Source organism: Embleya sp. NPDC008237 (assembly GCF_042956465.1).
GTDB lineage: Bacteria > Actinomycetota > Actinomycetes > Streptomycetales > Streptomycetaceae > Embleya.
The window spans coordinates 1-16,490 of the sequence record NZ_JBIBGL010000006.1 but is presented as its reverse complement, the minus strand read 5'-3'; the positions used below and the strand labels follow the sequence as shown (position 1 = coordinate 16,490).

Genomic DNA, 16,490 nt, shown 5'->3' with positions numbered 1-16,490 from the left:
ACCGAGGTGATCGGTACCGAGACCCGGGAGTTGCCATGACACGGCCTGTCCGAACCGCCGACCTCACCCATCGCCTGGTCCCCTCCCCCGCCGGCCGCATCCACCTGGTGGAACAGGGCACCGGTCCACTGGTCCTGCTCGTCCACGGGTTTCCCGATTCCTGGTACGGCTGGCGCCGGCAACTGGCCGACCTGGCCGCGGCCGGCCACCGTGCGGTCGCCATCGACGTCCGCGGCTACGGCCGCTCGTCCAAGCCGCAGGACATCGCCGCGTACCGGATGACGGAGCTGATCGAGGACAACGTCGCCGTGGTCGAGGCGCTCGGCGAGCGCTCGGCGGTGATCGTCGGGCACGACTGGGGCGCGACCATCGCCGCAGTGTCGGCCCTGGTCCGGCCGGACGTCTTTCGCGCGGTCGGGCTGCTGAGTGTGCCGTACACCCCGCCCGGCGGACCGAAGCCCGGCGACGTGTTCGCGGCGATGGGCGGCGACGAGGAGTTCTACGTCCGGTACTTCCAGGAGCCCGGCCGCGCCGAGGCGGAGATCGAGCCGGACGTACGGGGGTGGTTGGCCGGCTTCTATGCCGCGCTCTCCGCCGACACGATGCCCGGCCCCGATGCGCCGGATCCGCACTTCGTCGGCCGCGGTGGCAGGCTCCGTGACCGATTCCCCACCGGCCGCCTGCCCGGGTGGCTCGACGAGGACGACCTCGACGTCTACGCCGGGGAGTTCGAGCGGACCGGAATGAGCGGGGCGCTCAACCGCTACCGGAACATGGACCGGGACTGGGCGGACCTCGCCCCGTACGCCGGCGCGCCGATCACCCAGCCCTCGCTGTTCCTGGGCGGCGCCCTGGACGCCTCCACCACGTGGCTGTCCGATGCGATCGATGCCTTCCCCGACACGCTGCCCGGCCTGCTCTCCTCGCACGTCCTGGCCGGTTGCGGCCACTGGCTCCACCACGAGCGCCCCGCCGAGGTCGACCGGCTCCTGATCGACTGGCTCGCCGCGCTGCCCCGCTGAGAGATCCGTCGGCCGGCCGGGTGAGCTGAGTCCCGGGCGTACCGGGTATGAGCCTGGTGGATTCCCCGTCGAGGTGAGTGAGTGCCATGTCGTCCACGGACAACGAAGTCGATCTCGGGGTGCTGGTCGGGCACGACGGCTCGCCCGCCGCCGACCGCGCGCTGGATTGGGCCGCGCAGGACGCCGTCGCCCGGCGCGTACCGCTGTACGTGGTCACCGCCGTGCCCGTCGGCGGGCTCGGCCACCGGCATCGGGTCGAGCTGCGCGAGCGGGCACATGCGCTGGTGGACGCCGCCTGCGCGCGCGTGCGGGCGCGGTTCGCCGAGGCGGACGTGGAGGGCTCGGTCCGGGAGGGCGACGCGGCCGAGTCGCTGCTCGAGGCGAGCGGCCGTGCCGACACGATGGTGATCGGCAGTCGCGGTCACGGCGGTTTCGCGGGCCTGCTGCTGGGATCGGTGTCCCTGCGGGTGTGCGCGCACTCGTCGTGCCCGGTCGTGGTGGTACACGCCGACGCGGCCGAGGACGCGAGCGGCGTGGTGGTGGGCATCGCCGGTCCCGAGGACGGGCCGGCCGCCGAGTTCGCGGCGAGCAGGGCACGGCGGCTGGGCGGTCTGCGCGCGGTGCACTCGTGGGCGCTCCCGGTGACCGGCCTGGCGCCCAGCCTGATGTTGCCGTCGATGTTCGACGTGGACGAGATCGCCGCCGAGCGCGGCCGGATGCTCGAAACGGTGCTCGGTCCGATCCGGCTCGGCGATCCCGAACTGCCGGTGGACACCGTGGTGATGAACGGTACGGCCGGGCGTGACCTGGTCTGCGCGTCCATCGGCAACGCCCTCGTGGTCGTCGCCACGCACCCCCGGCACGGCCCCCTGCCGATGCGGCTGGGCCCGACCACCCACGCCGTACTGCATCATGCGCGCTGCCCGGTGGCCGTGGTCCCGGTGCACTGACCGCGGCTCCGGCGACCCGGCGACGGGAGGCGAACGGACAACCGGACCGACGCGGCGCGCGGATCGAGGCGGCGGGGGCAGGTCGACGCGCCGCGCTTGCGGCGGCGCGTCGCCGGACCGGACCCACCGCGCCGGACGGGGCCTAACGCGCTGCGTAGACGTTCTCGGCGAAGGCGGCGATCTGCTCCTCCGACAGGTGTCGCGCCACGTCCGCCTCGCTGATCATGCCGACCAGGCGCTTGCGCGCGATCACCGGCAGTCGACGGATCTGGTGCACCTGCATCTCGCTCAGTACTTCGGCGATGTCGGCCTCCGCGTCGATCCAGCGCGGCGTCCCCACGCACAGCTCGCCGGCCGTGACCTGAGCCGGATCGTGACCCTCGGCAACGCACTTCGTGACGATGTCGCGGTCGGTGATGATGCCGCACAGCCGCTCGTTCGCATCGCTGACCGGGAGCGAACCCACGTCGAGCCGGCGCATCAACTGCGCGGCCCGATCCACCGTCTCGGTCTGCGGAATCCACTGCGCACCCTCGTGCATGATGTCCTTGGCCTTCGTCATGGTGATACCTCTCGTCGGGCCTGCCGACGGCAGCACACCGACCGCAGGGCTCGGGACCGCGCCGCGGACACCGCGACGCGGTCCTTCCATCGTCTCCGTCCCACTCCCGGTCGGCCACCCGGGTGAACGGCCACTGTGGGCGCCGGGAGCGCGCCGCGATCGGTCGGGTTCACGGTCACCGGTCGAACCACCGAGGACACCGAACCACCGGGGGCGCCGTGCGCTACCGGCGGCTCATCGGCAGCGCCGGCACCTGCCGGTGAGTTCGATGGCGTGGCGAATCTCGGTGAAGCCGTGTCGGGCACCGGCGGTCGCGGTCCACCGTTCGACGGCCTCCGAGTGCACCTCGACCGCTATACCGCACAGCCGGCAGATCAGCAGGTGGTGGTGATCCGGTCGCCGTCGCCGTCGGTACTGGCGCTCGCCGTCGACGGTGTACCGGCTGTCCGCACTACCGTCCGCGGCCAGTGCGGCGAGGCTGCGATAGGTGGTGCTGAGGCTGACCGGGCGGTTCCGGATTCGATCCCCCCGGTCTGCGCCTCGCTCGTTGTCTGTGTCCGGGTCCCGATCTGCGCCTCGCTCGCGATCTCGGTCGCCGTCCCGGTCTCGGTCGCGCTCTCCGTCCCGGTCCCGCATCCAGACGAACAGTTCCTGGGCGCTCACGAAGCCGCCGTGCGCGGCCAGGGCTCGGGCCACGGTGTCCCGATGGGCGGTGGCCCGGCGCGGGGTCTGCGGGCGGCCGATGGGCTCGCGGGCGGGGTCTGTTGCCGACGGCATCGATCCTCCGGACGGGTTCAGCCTGCCGCCGCGGCCGACGCGGCGGCGGCGGGTCGGCGCCGGACGAGGCGACCGAGCAGACCGTGGCGCGGCGACAGGAGCAGGGACAGGACGAATCCGGCGGCGGCCACCAGCGCGATGGTCGCCCCCGCGGCGACGTCGTAGTGCCGGGAGATCTCCAGCCCGGCCGAGGCGCTGCCGATGCCCAGCGCGCCGGCCAGTGCGGTGGTGCGGGCGAGCGAGTCGGTCCACAGTCGGGCCGCGGCGGCCGGCGCCACCAGCAGCGCCAGCGTGAGCATGATGCCCACCGCCGGGGTCAGCACCACGACGACCGCCTGGACGACCAGCAGGAGCAGCAGGTCCAGCGCGGTCACCGGGTGGCCGGCGGCCCGCATGCCCTCGTGGTCGAAGGCGGCGAAGGTGAGTTCCTTGGCGCACAACCCGAGCACGAGCAGGATCACCGCCCCGGTGCCGGCCGTGACCACGAGGTCGCGGGTGTCGGTGGTGACGATGGAACCGACCAGGAAGGCGGAGAGTTTGCGGTCTCCCGCGGGCCCGGCGGCGACCAGTGCGGCGCCCAGGGCGAAGCCGGCGGCCAGGATCACCCCGGTCGCCCCGGACGCGGTCCGGCTCGGGCTCCGGGTCAGGCCGACGATGGCCAGCGACAACAACACGCCGACCGCGGCACCGCCCAGGTAGATGTCCAGGCCCAGCATCGAGGCGAGCACGACGCCGGGGAAGGTGGCATGGGTCATTGCCATGGCGTGGAAGGCCAGCTTGCGCAGCACCACCTGGACGCCGACGACGCCGGCGAGCAGGCCGACCATGACGGCCTCGGCGTAGGCGCGGTGGGTGTACGTGTCGAACCAGGTCATCGGGGGCTCCCGGTCGGCCGGGGGACCACCGGCGGGGCGGGGATCCGCACGGCCGGTGCGTGGGCGGACGCGCGCACGCCGCGCCGGCGAACGAGGCCGGCCGCGGCCAGGGCGAGCAGATACGCCACGACCAGGGTGAGCACGACGGTCGGTCCGGCAGGCAGGGCCAGGTCGTGGTCGATGGAGGCGGTGTAGCTGATGGTCAGGCCGAGGTATCCGCACAGTACGGCCGAGCCGACGCCGATCGCGATGATCGGGCCGAGCCGATCGCCCAGGGTGCGGCCGATGGTCGCGGGGACCACCAGAAGCGCCAGCACCAGCGCGGTGCCGATGGTGCGTACCGCGGCGACTACGGTCAGGGCGATCACCAGGTTCAGCGCCAGATCCAGCGCGCCGACCCGGTGGCCGGCGGCGCGGGCGGCCTCGACGTCGAAGCTGCGCAGGAACAGTTCCCGGCCCAGCGCGGCGAGGACGGCCAGGCACACCATGGCGACCACCGCGGTCTCGAGGATCTGCGTGCGGGACGTGTAGAGGATCTGGCCGAACAGGAAGGTCTGGAAGTCGGCGGTGTAGGAGTGGCTGCGCGAGACGACGACCACGCCGATCGAGAACATCGCGGTCAGCACGATCGCCAGCGCGGCGTCGTCGCTGGTGCGCCGGTTGCGGGTGAGCAGGGTCAGCACGCCGGCGGTGATGCCGGCCGCGATCAGCGCGCCCTCGAACACGCCGTCCGCGCCTCGGAGGGCGAAGCCGATGGCGACGCCGGGGAAAACCGTGTGGGTGAGCGCGTCGGCGACGAACTCCAGCCGGCGCAGCGCGACGAACGCGCCGACGGTGCCGCACAGGACGCCCAGGATGGTCAGTTCGATCAGGGCCCGGGTCAGGTAGGGGACCCGGAAGGGCTCCATGAGCAGGGTGGTGTCCACGGCCGGCCTCAGCCCGGGGTGACGACGAGTCGGCCGGCGTCGAGTTCGAGGACCTGTCCGCCGTAGCAGGCGCACAGCAGTTCCGGGGTGAGCGCGGACTCGGTGTCGCCGAAGGCGAATTGCCGGCGGTTGACCAGACAGGTCTGCTCGCACAATCGTTGCGCCACGGCCAGGTCGTGGGTGCTGACCAGGACCGCGGTGCCGGCGTCCTTGGCCCGGACCAGCGCGTCGATCAGGGCTTCCTGACTCACCGCGTCGACGCCGTTGAACGGCTCGTCCAGGACCAGGATCGGCGGTTGCGCGGACAGCGCGCGGGCCAGCAGTACGCGCTGGCGTTGGCCGCCCGACAGGGCACCGAAGCGCGCGTGCGCCCGATCGGCGAGGCCGACCACGGCCAGCGCCTCGTCGGCGGCGGCCCGGTCCCGGCGGCCGGGACGCCGCAGTCGGCCGATCAGCCGGTAGCGGCCCATCAGCACCACCTGGCGCGCGGTGACCGGGAATTCCGGGTCCAGGTTCGCCGCCTGCGGTACGTAGCCGACGAACGCGCGGGCCGCGGCCGGGCGCCGACCGGCCACGGTGACCGCTCCGGCGACCACGGGGACCAGGCCCAGGACGGCCTTGATCAGGGTGGACTTGCCGCCGCCGTTGGGGCCGACCAGGGCCACCGCCTGCCCGGCCGGGACGCGGCCGTCGACCCGGGTCAGCGCCGGGGTGCGGTCGTAGGCCATGGTCGCCTCGGTGAAGCGGACCGGATCCGGTGTCGTCTCGATGCGGTCGGTCATCGCTCAGCCCCGCAGTGCGGCGACGATGGTGTCCGTGTTGTGCGCCTCGGATGCGAGGTAGGTGGCGCCGGCGGACCCGGAGGCGCCGAGCGAGTCGGCGTAGAGCGAGTCGTCGCCGGCGACGACCTTGACGCCCGCTTCCCGGGCGATGGTCGCGGCGGTCTTGGGCGGCAGCGCGCTTTCGGCGAACACGGCCTTGGCGCCGGTGGCCTTGATCCTGGCCACGACGTCCTCGATCCGGCTGCCGGAGAGTTCGGCCTGGTCGTCGAAGCTCGGGATGATCGAGCCGACGAACTCCAGCCGGTAGCGGTCGACGTAGTAGCCCAGTGCGTCGTGGTTGGTGACGAGTTTGCGGTTCGCCGCCGGAATGCCGTCCAGCTTGGCCCGGTTGTCGGCATCGAGCGCGTCGAGCTTGGCGGCGTACCCGGCCAGGTTGTTCTCGTACACCTTCGCGTTGGCCCCGTCGGCGGCGGTCAACGCCTTGGCGATGTTGGTCACCATCACCTTGGCGTTGAGCGGGTTGTGCCAGATGTGCGGGTCGTACTCACCGTGTTCGTGCTCCTCGTGCTCTTCCTGCTGGGCGTGCTCCTCGTGCTCTTCGTGCTCGCCCTTGCGGAGCTGCACCCCGACGGAAGTGTCCACCACCGGGCCCTTGAAGCCCGCGGCCTGGACCGCCTTGGGCAACCACGCCTTCTCCATGTCGACGCCGTTTTCCACGACCAGCTTGGCCGCGCGAATGGCGTTCAGATCCGTCGGCGTCGCCTCGTACTCGTGGGCGCTCGCGTTGGCCTTGATCAACTGGGTCACCTCGACCCGGTCGCCACCGACGTTGCGCACGAAGTCGGCAACCTGCGTCGTGGTCGCCACGACCTTGATCCGGGGCCCGGAACCGCCGCCCGGCGACCCGCCGCCGGCCACCGGCGCGGCGGACCCGGCCCGGTTCTCGCCCTTGGTGCCGTTGGTGTCCTTGGTGTCCTTGTCGTCGGAACCACACGCGGTCAAAGTCCCGGCGGTCAGGGCGGTGGCGGCGACGGCAAAAACCGCACGGGTGGATATACGCATCAGAACTCTCTCCAGGCAGGGGTGAATCGACGCACCGACGGGCAGACGCCGCCTCGATCATTCGATAATGAAAACCATAATCATCTAACCAACCCCTGTCCAGACGCCCCCCATCGCCCCCCAAGAGCGACCCTCGACCCGGCTCCGGACGCGGCCCCGGACGCGCGGCGGGCGGCGGGCGGCGGGCGACGGGCGATGGGAGGCCGGGCGGCACGGGCGTGAAGCAACACCGACGTTGGGCGAGCGCGAGCACGGGGCCGCCCGGACGAGGGGTGAACGGGAAGCCGGCGGCACGGGCGTAGAGCGAACGCGAGGCAGCACGGGCGTTGGGTGGGCGCGGATACGGAAACGGGCGCGGCGCGGACGCGGAGCGGGCACGACCACGAGGCGGAGCGGGCGTCGGGCAGGCTCGGGGCGAGCACGAGCGCGGGGCCGCACGAGCGGGAGGCGGGCACGAGCGCGAGCCCGAGCGCCCGTGGGGCGGACGTAAGCAAGGGGCGTCGGGCGGGCTCGGGTCGAGCAAGGGCACGGGCAGGAGGCGAAGCGGCGCAGGGCGGGCGGGACCGTGCGGCCGCGCGGGCGTGAGGCGGGCACGGCTCGGGTGCGGAGGGGCCTGCGGCGCGGCGCGGGATGAAGGCGGGCCGCGTCCGCGGTTTCGAGGAGATCTTCCGGCCACGAGCGGGGATACGTGTTGCCGTCCGAGCAGTCGATCGTGGCCGTGCTTGTGGTCGTGGAGCGGGTCGGGAACGTGAAGTCGGCGCTGCGGGTGTTGAAGGCCGCGGGTCGGCGGCGGGCTTGTCGTGGGCTCCCGATGTCTTCATCTGCATAGCCCACGGCAGCAAGCATCGGCGGCGGGAAGCGCCGGTGTCCCCCGGCGCGAGTACGCGGGGGGACACCGGGGTGGGAGGACCGGGTGGGCCGGGTGGCCTGTGTGGGTGCTACGACTTCGACGTCGCGGATGGAGGTTGCGGGTCGGTCTGCTGATCCGCGCCGGAGGAGCCGACCGCGGGCGGATCCGTGTCGGGGGTGCTCGCTTCGGGCGTGGTTCGGCCCGAAGTGGCAATGGGCGGAGGGGTGTCCGAGGTCGCGGCGGTGCCGGCAGTGGCGGCGGAGCGAGCGGCTTCGGCGCGCACGAGGGCGCTCATGAGCAGGTAGGCGTCAAGGGGCATGGCGGGATCTCCCGGGTTCGCGGGGCTGAGGTGTCGAACGCGGACACGCCGGTCCGGCCACGCGCGGGGTGCGGCGGCGGCTCGGCGGCGGTGATCGCTCAGCAGCGCAGGACGACGGTCCGCGAAGGGGTCGGTCCGGGAACGCTCGTGGCCGTGCGGGCGCGGATCCGGCCGGCCTCGGCCGGATCGGCGGGACGGGACGCCACGGTGTCCGCGAGGGCGGAAGTCGAAGCGGTGGTGGAGTGGTGCCGAGGCCGGGCCGTGGTCGGCGTGCACGCGGGGCCGACGGCGGGTCCGTGTCGGCCGCCGGTTTCGCCGGCGGGCGTGGCGCTGCGCACCGAGTGGTCGCCGGGCGGTCCGTCGGCGGGCGCGTCGGGGGTGACGGACACGGTGGCGCGGCCGACCACGCCGATCGGGCAACGCTCCGGATCCGCCGCCGCGCGATGGGCGATTCCCGGGACGTGGGTCGCGTGCAACAGGGCCATCAAGGCAATCAGCACGATCACCCCGAACACGCCGTGCCGGGCGGAAGCACCACCGGCCGCGACCTGCCCCATCCTGACCTCCCTCGGTACCGCTCTCCGAGAGAACCTCCGATTTCCGTCGCCGGCACGGCAACGAGGCCGAACCGACCAAGATTTCACCCGATCCGGCGAACCACCCCACCACCTGCCCGGCCCGCCCACACCGGTCGGCCCTCCCCCGGACACGCGCGGACGGTCCCGAGCGCTTCGGCCTCCGGCTCGGCTTCCGGACGACCGGAGAGATCGGCGGCGGTCGGCAAGGCCGGCGAGGTGCGGCAAGGTGCGGCGAAATACGGCTCGGCCGCGGCCGCGCGCAGCAGGTGGCAGCCGGCGATCCGCGTCGAGTGGAATCGATCGGCCACATGGACCAGCCGTCCGCTCGGCCGATAGCGTCACCGCATGGACGACACGGCCGCACCCCATAGACCCACGCTGCGCAAGGATGCCGCGCGCAATCGGCGCCGGATCATGGATGCCGCGCGCGATCTGGCGCGCAGGGGCAGGCCGCCCCAGTTGAACGCGGTCGCACTGGCCGCCGACGTCGGCGTCGGCACCGTCTACCGGCACTTCCCCACCCCCGAGGCGCTGCTCGAAGCACTCGCCGCCGACCGGTTCGACGAGCTGATCCGACACGCCCAACGCGCCGCCGGGCTGCCGGACGCGCGGCGCGCCCTGCGCGACTTCCTGGCGGCCGCGCTGATCGCCTACGCCCAGGACGAGGCCTTCACCGCGGCTGCCTTCGGCCCCGGGGCCGCCACCGCCGAGACCCTGGAACTGCGCGACCACCTGCTGCGCGTGACCGGCAACCTGCTGACCCGTGCGGCCGGCGCCGAGTCCCTGCGCCCGCCCCTGGGGCCCACCGACGTCCAGCTCATGCTCTGCGGACTGGGCTTCGCCGTACGCCACTCCCCCGACCGCAACGACCCCGAGTTGGCGCAGCGCTACCTCGACGCGCTGCTGGACGGCGCCCTCGTCGCGGCCACGGGAGACGCGGCCGGCTGACGCCCGGATGCGCTGTGGCAGGGTCGCGGACATGTCTTTCGATCACAACGACCACTACCATCCGCTGCTGCTGCGTCAGGTGCCGAAGAACTGTCGGACGGCATTGGATGTGGGCTGCGGCACCGGGCGTTTCGCGCGCCGGCTCGCCGCGTCGGGCATCGTGGTGGACGCGATCGATCCGGCCGAGGAGGTGGTCGCCGAGGCCCGTCGCCGATCCCCGACCACCGCGGGTGCGCCGAATCCGAGCTTCGTGTGCGCGGACGTCACCGACATCGAACTCCCGCGCGGGCACTACGACTTCATCTCGTGCCTGGCGAGCATCCATCACGTGCCGTTCGACACCGTCGCCACCCTGCGGGACGCCCTCGCACCGGGCGGGGTCCTGGTGATCCTGGGCTGCCATCCCGAGCGGACCCCGGTGGACTGGGCGTACAGCCTCGCCGCCGTCCCGGTCAACGCCGCCGCCCGGCTCGCCGTGGCCGCGAAGGAGCGGCTCCGCGACCGCGAACGCGACCGCGCGGTCGAGCAAGGCACGACGGCGCCGGTGCGTACGCCCACGATGCCGCTGTCCAGCATCCGGCGCGAGGCCGCGGCGCTGTTGCCCGGATGCGCCGTGCGCCGATTGCTCTTCTGGCGCCATCTCCTGGTCTATCGAGCCCGGCCCTGAGCCGGCGTCGAGGCGGCGGCGCGCCGCGACACCCGGTTCCGCCGGCCGCGATCTGCCGGGAGCCGGTGGGAGCGCGACCTACCGTGGCGAGGTGAACGATCCGTATGCGATGAGTCGGCGTGCGGTGCTGCTGGGCGTTGCCACAGTGGCGACGGGTTGCTCGTCCTCCGGTGGGCGGACCGCGACATCGACGCCCACGAGCGGCACACCGGCCGCGACCGCGGCGCCGACCGGACCCGCGCCGCCGAGCGGGGGCACTCCCGCCACGACTACCCCGTCCGCGCTGCCCACGGTCACCGCGTGGGCGCCCGATCCCGGCGACGTGCAGCCGCAGGTGAAGCAGCGTGCGGTCACCCTGGTGTCGGCTCTGGGGGCGTGGCCGCCCGGCGGGCAGGGGCCCGAGGCGGCCCGGGCACGCCTCGCCGTGCTGGGCTTCGACCCGGAGTTGGCCGACCGGGCGGGCTCGCTGTCGTCCCCGGCTCCGGAGGCCGTGCTCGAAGTGGTCGACGCCCAATACGGCGGCATCCTGGACGACACCGCGAGTGTCCTCGTCGTCTGCCGGCGGTGGACGCGGGCCGAGGACGGCACGGTGACGGCGGACGGGTCGACCGTGGACGTGCGGTTGAGCCGGGCCACTCCCGTCTGGACGGTCACCACGCTGTACCCCTCGGATCCCGGACCGGCCGCCGCGTCGCTCTCCGCCCAGGCGTCCCGGATCCTGGCCGACTCGCGCATCACCCTGCCGCCCGCCGCGGCGGCCGACGTGCGGGCCGGCGCCGTGCACGCGTCGGTGCTGACCGCGTTGGAGACGCTCGCCGCCGACCGCACCATCGACGTCAGCATCCTGCGCTCGGGCCACCCCATCAACGTGTTCGGCACCAACCGCCCCAGCGACCACCCACGGGGGCGGGCCGTCGACGTATGGCGCATCGACGGCCGATCCGTGGTGGACCCGACCACGCCGCGCGCCCTCGTCGAGGGCTTCATGCGGGCGGGCGCGGCGGCCGGCTCGTACAACGTGGGCGGCCCGTACCAACTCTCCGGCGCCGCGTTCTTCAGCGACCCGACCCACCGGGACCACGTGCACCTCGGGTTCACCACATGAGATCGCCCCACCCGAAATCGGCCGGCGTCGGGTTCGAAACGGGCCGGGCTGCGCCGATGGCGGGTGGTAGGGGCGGCGCGTTCCGATCCCGGGTCCCGTCGGGGCGGAGCGGCGTATTATAGCTCTGAGACGGAAAGCTGCCGGCGCCTCGGGATCCCGAGCCCCGACCGATGTGCGGTGCTCGTGTGACAGACGGCCCTCCGTGTCGACGCGCACCCCGGAGGGCGCGCGGAGGCCGGTGCCCGGTGTGTTCGGCGACACCGGCCGCCGGGTCGCGCACCAGTTGGCCGGGTGGTGTTGTGGAGGAGCCATGCGCAGTAGTGGCGAATCGACGTTGATGGAACCCGAGGCGCTGCAGTGCGCGCTGTTCGGCGTGCGATTCCCGGCCCGTCCGGAAGCGCTGTCGGCGGCGGCCACGAACAACGGAGCCGCGGTATGGGTCACCCGGGCCCTGGCGGCACTGCCGGAACGCCCGTACGAGGGGCCGAACCAGGTGTGCATGGCCCTGTGCGGGCGACACGCCGGAATGGACCCAGGTCTGTAGCCACTCCCACCGCCCAACCCACGACGCCGCCCGCGACCGACCCACGCACCGCAGACCGACGGGGGCAGCCGAAGCGACAGCGGCCGCCCGCTCCGGCACACCGCCTCCCCGCCGCTCCCGCGCGCCGCGCCGTACTTCGCGCGCCGCGCAATCTTCGTACGCTGAACCGGCGTCGCGCACCGCGCCGTCACCCGTCCGCCGCGCCGCGTCACCCACCGCCGCGCCCCCCTTCCGCGCCGCCGTCACCCACCGCCGCGCCACCCGCCGCTCACCGCCGCACCGTCGAGGGCGCCTCGACCTCCAGGTACCGCCGGCCGGCCCTGCCGCGGTACTCCAGCACCACCCAGCCCAGCTCGCCCAGCACTCGTGCGCACCCGCGCAGCGCCGTCTCCGCCTCGTGCCGCGCGCCGCTTCCACGCGGGCCCGGCCACTCCACCCGCACCACCGCGGGATGCTCGGTCGCCGTGACGCAGTATCCCGTCGCCGTGCGCTCGCCCCGCTCGTCGACCGCCGACGGCGGCACCCCGGCCGCCTCCAGGGACAGGCTGATCGCCCGCACCATCCGAACCCGCTCCCACTCGGCGGGCACCGCACCCGGATCCGGCACCGCCGTGTTCACCACCGCCCGAATCCGCAGCAGCGCATCGAACGCCTCCCGAACCGCCGCCGCCCGCTCCGCCGTCCCCGCGCCCCCACCCGCCACCGACACCGGCCGCACCTCGGCACCGGTCGCCGGCTCGAAGCCCCCCGCCGCATCCGTCCCGCTCCCGGTCACCCTGCTCCTTCGTCCACGGCCGGCCGGGACGCGGGTCGCGACTCGGGCACGAACCCGCGCGCATCCAAGCGCAGTTCCCAGGTGAGCACACCGGGGCGGGCGTACCGGGTCACCCGGGCGATCCGGATGTCACGCGACCCCCCGGCCCGACCCTCGACCACCCGGCCGGCGCCTTGCTCGTCGCATCATCGAAGAGTCCATGTCCCCAGCGTAGGTGTGAGGGTGGGCCGTGCTCCGATCCGCCGGTCGCCGCCGGCCGTGACCGGTGTCGGATGCGCCGCGGACGCCGCAGGTCGTAGACCCACCCGTCGGAACCCGCTTCGGCCGGTTCGGACCGGCCGGGGCCGACCCGCCGGTCGGTGGTCCGCAGCGATCCGTTACGCGGCGACCGGCAGCGGCGGCGAGTCGGCCGCGGCCTGGTTGATCGTCCCGGTCAGGGACAGTCGGCACGCCGCGGCGTAGGCCCGGAAGGCGCCGAAGAAGCCCTGACGCACCCGGAACCGCACGGGCACAGGCCCGCGCCACCGCGCCACGCCGGCGCCGATGCCGTGGCACGGTCTAGCCAAAATGTGCCGATAAATCGATGTTCGTTGACCATGTGCCGAGCCCGGTGTGAGGGTTCCTTCGCTCGGGCGACGAACCCGGCGCGATGGCAGTCGGATTCGTGGTCGGGGCGTGCCTTCAACCCGAGGAGCCTCGATGCATCGCAGAACGCTGACGCTCGGGTCGGTCCCGGCCCTGCTCGCCGGCCTGGTGATCGGCACCACCGCCCCATCGAACGCGGCACCACCACCGGCCCCCGCCTCGGCCGCCGCTCGGACGGCGGCGATCGACGCGGCCGACCGGGCCGTCGGCAGCGGTCCGAACGCGCCGGCCCGGGCACCCGGCGAAACCTACCTGCGGAGCATGGTGACACCGTGGGTGGACGACCTCTACTCGATCGCCTACACCCGCGTCTACCGCGGACTTCCCGTAGTCGGCGGCGACGCCGCCGTGTTGGCCGACGGCACCGGCAAGGTCCGTGCCGTGGAGACCGGCGGCGCACTTCCCGGCGACATCCCGACCGAGCCGACCGTACCGGCCGAGGCGGCCGAGACCACCGCACGCACCCGACTTGCCGTGGTCGACCGGATCGACGCGCGTCGCCTGGTGGTGCACGTGGGCGCGGACGCCGCCCGACCGGCCTGGGAGACCGTGCTGATCGGCCGCACCGACTCCGCCCCCAGCCGTCTGCACGTCTTCGTCGACGCCGGCACCGGCGTGGTACTCGACTCCTACGACGACGTGCACGCCGGAACCGGGCACAGCAAGTGGAACGGCCCCGACCCGATCACCATCACCACCGCCGGCTCCGGCGGCACCTATTTCATGCAGGACCTCACCCGCCCGGGCCTGAGTTGCTCGAAGTACAACGCCGGCGTGCTCACCAAGACCGTCGACGACTGGGGCACGGGCAACCCCACCGCCGTGGAGACCGGCTGCGTCGACTCCATGTGGGCCGCGCAGAAGGAGTGGAACATGCTCCGCGACTGGCTCGGCCGCAACGGGCACAACGGGAACGGCGGCACCTGGCCGGTGGTCGTCGGCATCGACACCGTGAACGCCTGGTTCGACGGCACCCGGGTGTTCATCGGCCACGACGTCAAGAGCCAGTGGTTGGGCGCGATGGACATCGTGGGCCACGAGTACGGTCACGGCATCGACCAGACCAGTCCCGGCCATCCGTTCGCGCAAGTCGGCCTGATCGAGGGCACCGGCGACATCTTCGGCGCGCTCACCGAGGCGTACGCCAACGAACCCGCGCCGTTCGACACCCCGGACTACACCGTCGGCGAAATGGTCGACCTGGGCAGCCACGGACCGATCCGCTACATGTACAACCCCTCGCTCGCCGGGGACCCGAACTGCTATTCGAGCACGTTGCCTCCGGACGAGCACAGAGCCACGGGCCCGCTGAACCACTGGTTCTATCTGCTCGCCGAAGGCACCAACCCCGGTGGCGGCAAGCCCGCCAGCCCGACCTGCAACGGCAGCACCCTCACCGGAGTCGGCATCCAAACGGCCGGCAAGGTCTTCTACGGCGGCTTGCTGCTCAGGACACGCGGCACGGACTACCCGAAGCTACGCGGCCAAACCCTGAAGGCGGCCAAGGTCCTCGACCCCACGTGCGCCCTGTACCGGAAGACCAGGGATGCCTGGAACGCCGTGAACGTGCCGGCGACCTACGACCCGTCCTGCCCTGTGGCCCCTTGACCCGGTTCCCCGCGCCGCCTCGGCGGCCGGGGCGGACACCTCCACGATCGGCACGCCGGGGTCGCGCGATTTAGCCAGTATTTGCTGGCCTCGCCGGATCCCTTCGCTCAACCCACGTGACCGTGTGAGTGTTTCGCTCGCTCGGGCACGAACCCCGGCGTGCACGGTCGGCCGCAACGCTCACAAGGCGTGCGGCACAAAGCCGGATTCGTGGTCGAGGTCTGCCTTCCACTCAAGGAGCCTCGATGAATCGCAGAACGACCACGGCCGGGACCGTCCTGGCCATGCTCGCCGGTTTGGCGATCGGCACGGTTGCTCAGCCGGCCGCCGCCGATCCGTCCCCTCCGCCCGGCTCGCAGGCCCTGGCGGTCTCCGCCGCCGACCGGGCCGCTGCCAGTGGTCTGGACACCCTCGCCAAGGGTCCCGACGAGGAGTACCAGCGCCAAGCGGTGACCCCCTGGGTCAACGGCCTCTACTCCGTCGCCTACGAGCGCACCTACCGGGGCATCCCGGTGGTCGGCGGCGACGCCGTCGTGCTCGCCGACGGCCAGGGCCGCGTCCGCGCGACCCAATCCTCGACCGATGCCCGCATAGCCGTCCAGATCCAGCCCGTCGTGGCGGCCGGCGCGGCCGAGGCCACGTCCAAGACCAAGCTCGCGGTCGTGGACAAGGTCGACTCGCACCGTCTGGTCGTCCGGGTCAAGGACGGCAAGAGCGCACTGGCCTGGGAGACCGTGCTGATCGGTCGTACCGCCACCGCACCCAGCCGGCTGCACGTCTTCGTCGATGCGAGCACGGGCACGGTGCTCGACACCGTCGACGACGTCAAGGCCGGCAGCGGCAACAGCCAATGGAACGGCCCGAATCCGCTCACCATCGACACCACCGGCTCGGGCAGCTCCTACTCGCTGCGCGACCCGAACCGTCCCGGTCTGACCTGCGCGGACTACAGCACCGGCCAGGTCTTCACGAAGTCCAGCGACTCGTGGGGCAACGGCCAGGCGTCCAGCAAGGAGACCGGCTGCGTCGACGTCATGTGGGCGGCGCAGAAGGAATGGAACATGCTCCGCGACTGGCTCGGTCGCAACGGGCACAACGGCAACGGCGGGAGCTGGCCGGTCAAGGTCGGCCTCAACGACGTCAACGCCTACTGGGACGGCTCCTCCGTCTCCATCGGCCACAACCAGTCGAACCAGTGGATCGCGTCCATGGACGTGGTCGGCCACGAATTCGGCCACGGCATCGACCAGTTCACCCCCGGCGGCGCGGGCACCGAACCGGGCCTGGGCGAGTCCACCGGCGACATCATGGGCGCACTCACCGAGGCCTACACCAACGAGCCCTCCCCGTACGACACCCCCGACTACACCGTCGGCGAGGTCGTCAACCTGGTCGGCCAGGGCCCGATCCGCTACATGTACAAGCCCTCCACCAACGGCGACCCGGACTGCTACAGCTCCTCCATCCCCAACACGGAGGAACACGCCGCGGCAGG

Annotated in this window: 18 protein-coding genes; 8 read left to right on the top strand and 10 right to left on the bottom strand. The window is 72.8% G+C overall.

The features are described 5' to 3' along the window. Positions 1-35: 35 nt before the first annotated feature. Together ACFZBU_RS17025 and ACFZBU_RS17020 are read left to right on the top strand one after the other, a co-directional pair. Positions 36-1,022, top strand: coding sequence for an alpha/beta fold hydrolase (locus ACFZBU_RS17025; RefSeq protein WP_391584379.1), 987 nt, complete (start codon positions 36-38; stop codon positions 1,020-1,022). 86 nt (positions 1,023-1,108) lie between these two features. Continuing rightward, positions 1,109-1,972 carry a universal stress protein gene (locus tag ACFZBU_RS17020; RefSeq protein ID WP_391584378.1) on the top strand — a complete coding sequence of 288 codons (864 nt, stop codon included), beginning with the start codon at positions 1,109-1,111 and terminating at the stop codon, positions 1,970-1,972. 142 nt (positions 1,973-2,114) lie between these two features. Here ACFZBU_RS17020 and ACFZBU_RS17015 read toward each other — a convergent pair whose 3' ends face one another. From ACFZBU_RS17015 to ACFZBU_RS16980, 8 genes are all read right to left on the bottom strand, one after another. Further along, entirely contained in the window at positions 2,115-2,534 is a 420-nt protein-coding gene (locus tag ACFZBU_RS17015; protein ID WP_391584377.1) for a CBS domain-containing protein, read from the bottom strand. A 234-nt stretch (positions 2,535-2,768) separates the two neighbouring features. Next, positions 2,769-3,311 (bottom strand): Fur family transcriptional regulator, encoded by a 543-nt coding sequence (locus tag ACFZBU_RS17010; RefSeq protein WP_391584376.1) that lies wholly within the window; start codon positions 3,309-3,311, stop codon positions 2,769-2,771. Positions 3,312-3,328: 17 nt separating this feature from the next. After that, on the bottom strand, positions 3,329-4,186 hold the full coding sequence (locus tag ACFZBU_RS17005) for a metal ABC transporter permease (RefSeq protein ID WP_391584375.1): 858 nt from the start codon (positions 4,184-4,186) through the stop codon (positions 3,329-3,331). Continuing rightward, on the bottom strand, positions 4,183-5,112 hold the full coding sequence (locus ACFZBU_RS17000) for a metal ABC transporter permease (RefSeq protein WP_391584374.1): 930 nt from the start codon (positions 5,110-5,112) through the stop codon (positions 4,183-4,185). Before ACFZBU_RS17000 ends, ACFZBU_RS17005 begins: the two co-directional genes overlap by 4 nt. 8 nt (positions 5,113-5,120) lie before the next feature. Beyond that, positions 5,121-5,894, bottom strand: coding sequence for a metal ABC transporter ATP-binding protein (locus ACFZBU_RS16995; RefSeq protein ID WP_391584373.1), 774 nt, complete (start codon positions 5,892-5,894; stop codon positions 5,121-5,123). A gap of 3 nt (positions 5,895-5,897) precedes the next feature. Further along, positions 5,898-6,956: a metal ABC transporter substrate-binding protein gene (locus tag ACFZBU_RS16990; protein ID WP_391584372.1), complete on the bottom strand. Its 1,059-nt coding sequence runs from the start codon at positions 6,954-6,956 to the stop codon at positions 5,898-5,900. A 938-nt stretch (positions 6,957-7,894) separates the two neighbouring features. Next, positions 7,895-8,125: a hypothetical protein gene (locus tag ACFZBU_RS16985; RefSeq protein WP_391584371.1), complete on the bottom strand. Its 231-nt coding sequence runs from the start codon at positions 8,123-8,125 to the stop codon at positions 7,895-7,897. A 98-nt stretch (positions 8,126-8,223) separates the two neighbouring features. Next, positions 8,224-8,682, bottom strand: coding sequence for a hypothetical protein (locus tag ACFZBU_RS16980; protein ID WP_391584370.1), 459 nt, complete (start codon positions 8,680-8,682; stop codon positions 8,224-8,226). 366 nt (positions 8,683-9,048) lie between these two features. Here ACFZBU_RS16980 and ACFZBU_RS16975 point away from each other — a divergent pair, with 366 nt between their 5' ends. From ACFZBU_RS16975 to ACFZBU_RS16960, 4 genes are all read left to right on the top strand, one after another. Next, on the top strand, positions 9,049-9,651 hold the full coding sequence (locus tag ACFZBU_RS16975) for a TetR/AcrR family transcriptional regulator (protein ID WP_391584369.1): 603 nt from the start codon (positions 9,049-9,051) through the stop codon (positions 9,649-9,651). A gap of 31 nt (positions 9,652-9,682) precedes the next feature. Next, the gene (locus ACFZBU_RS16970; protein WP_391584368.1) at positions 9,683-10,318 is read left to right on the top strand and encodes a class I SAM-dependent methyltransferase; all 636 of its coding nucleotides are present in this window, start codon (positions 9,683-9,685) and stop codon (positions 10,316-10,318) included. Between the two features lie 91 nt (positions 10,319-10,409). Then, positions 10,410-11,423 (top strand): hypothetical protein, encoded by a 1,014-nt coding sequence (locus ACFZBU_RS16965; RefSeq protein ID WP_391584367.1) that lies wholly within the window; start codon positions 10,410-10,412, stop codon positions 11,421-11,423. A 310-nt stretch (positions 11,424-11,733) separates the two neighbouring features. Continuing rightward, positions 11,734-11,967, top strand: a complete 234-nt coding sequence (locus tag ACFZBU_RS16960) for a DUF2795 domain-containing protein (protein ID WP_391584366.1) — start codon at positions 11,734-11,736, stop codon at positions 11,965-11,967. A 268-nt stretch (positions 11,968-12,235) separates the two neighbouring features. On the opposite strand, the gene ACFZBU_RS16955 is transcribed toward ACFZBU_RS16960, so the two are convergent. Both ACFZBU_RS16955 and ACFZBU_RS16950 read right to left on the bottom strand, forming a co-directional pair. After that, positions 12,236-12,742 (bottom strand): hypothetical protein, encoded by a 507-nt coding sequence (locus ACFZBU_RS16955; RefSeq protein WP_391584365.1) that lies wholly within the window; start codon positions 12,740-12,742, stop codon positions 12,236-12,238. A gap of 377 nt (positions 12,743-13,119) precedes the next feature. After that, complete coding sequence (locus ACFZBU_RS16950) at positions 13,120-13,254, bottom strand: hypothetical protein (RefSeq protein ID WP_391584364.1); 135 nt, start codon at positions 13,252-13,254, stop codon at positions 13,120-13,122. 187 nt (positions 13,255-13,441) lie between these two features. Between ACFZBU_RS16950 and ACFZBU_RS16945 the strand changes: the two genes are divergently transcribed. After that, positions 13,442-14,995, top strand: a complete 1,554-nt coding sequence (locus ACFZBU_RS16945) for a M4 family metallopeptidase (RefSeq protein WP_391584363.1) — start codon at positions 13,442-13,444, stop codon at positions 14,993-14,995. A 245-nt stretch (positions 14,996-15,240) separates the two neighbouring features. Continuing rightward, on the top strand, positions 15,241-16,490 hold a 1,250-nt coding region (locus ACFZBU_RS16940), incomplete at its 3' end, for a M4 family metallopeptidase (protein WP_391584362.1).

Excerpts from the sequence above, each read along its gene's own strand:
- ACFZBU_RS16975 (WP_391584369.1), top strand. The coding sequence starts at position 9,049 with ATGGACGACACGGCCGCACCCCATAGACCCACGCTGCGCAAGGATGCC.
- ACFZBU_RS17015 (WP_391584377.1), bottom strand. The coding sequence starts at position 2,534 with ATGACGAAGGCCAAGGACATCATGCACGAGGGTGCGCAGTGGATTCCG.
- ACFZBU_RS17010 (WP_391584376.1), bottom strand. The coding sequence starts at position 3,311 with ATGCCGTCGGCAACAGACCCCGCCCGCGAGCCCATCGGCCGCCCGCAG.
- ACFZBU_RS16945 (WP_391584363.1), top strand. The coding sequence starts at position 13,442 with ATGCATCGCAGAACGCTGACGCTCGGGTCGGTCCCGGCCCTGCTCGCC.
- ACFZBU_RS17020 (WP_391584378.1), top strand. The coding sequence starts at position 1,109 with ATGTCGTCCACGGACAACGAAGTCGATCTCGGGGTGCTGGTCGGGCAC.
- ACFZBU_RS16960 (WP_391584366.1), top strand. The coding sequence starts at position 11,734 with ATGCGCAGTAGTGGCGAATCGACGTTGATGGAACCCGAGGCGCTGCAG.
- ACFZBU_RS16990 (WP_391584372.1), bottom strand. The coding sequence starts at position 6,956 with ATGCGTATATCCACCCGTGCGGTTTTTGCCGTCGCCGCCACCGCCCTG.
- ACFZBU_RS16995 (WP_391584373.1), bottom strand. The coding sequence starts at position 5,894 with ATGACCGACCGCATCGAGACGACACCGGATCCGGTCCGCTTCACCGAG.
- ACFZBU_RS16970 (WP_391584368.1), top strand. The coding sequence starts at position 9,683 with ATGTCTTTCGATCACAACGACCACTACCATCCGCTGCTGCTGCGTCAG.
- ACFZBU_RS17025 (WP_391584379.1), top strand. The coding sequence starts at position 36 with ATGACACGGCCTGTCCGAACCGCCGACCTCACCCATCGCCTGGTCCCC.
- ACFZBU_RS17005 (WP_391584375.1), bottom strand. The coding sequence starts at position 4,186 with ATGACCTGGTTCGACACGTACACCCACCGCGCCTACGCCGAGGCCGTC.
- ACFZBU_RS16985 (WP_391584371.1), bottom strand. The coding sequence starts at position 8,125 with ATGCCCCTTGACGCCTACCTGCTCATGAGCGCCCTCGTGCGCGCCGAA.
- ACFZBU_RS16980 (WP_391584370.1), bottom strand. The coding sequence starts at position 8,682 with ATGGGGCAGGTCGCGGCCGGTGGTGCTTCCGCCCGGCACGGCGTGTTC.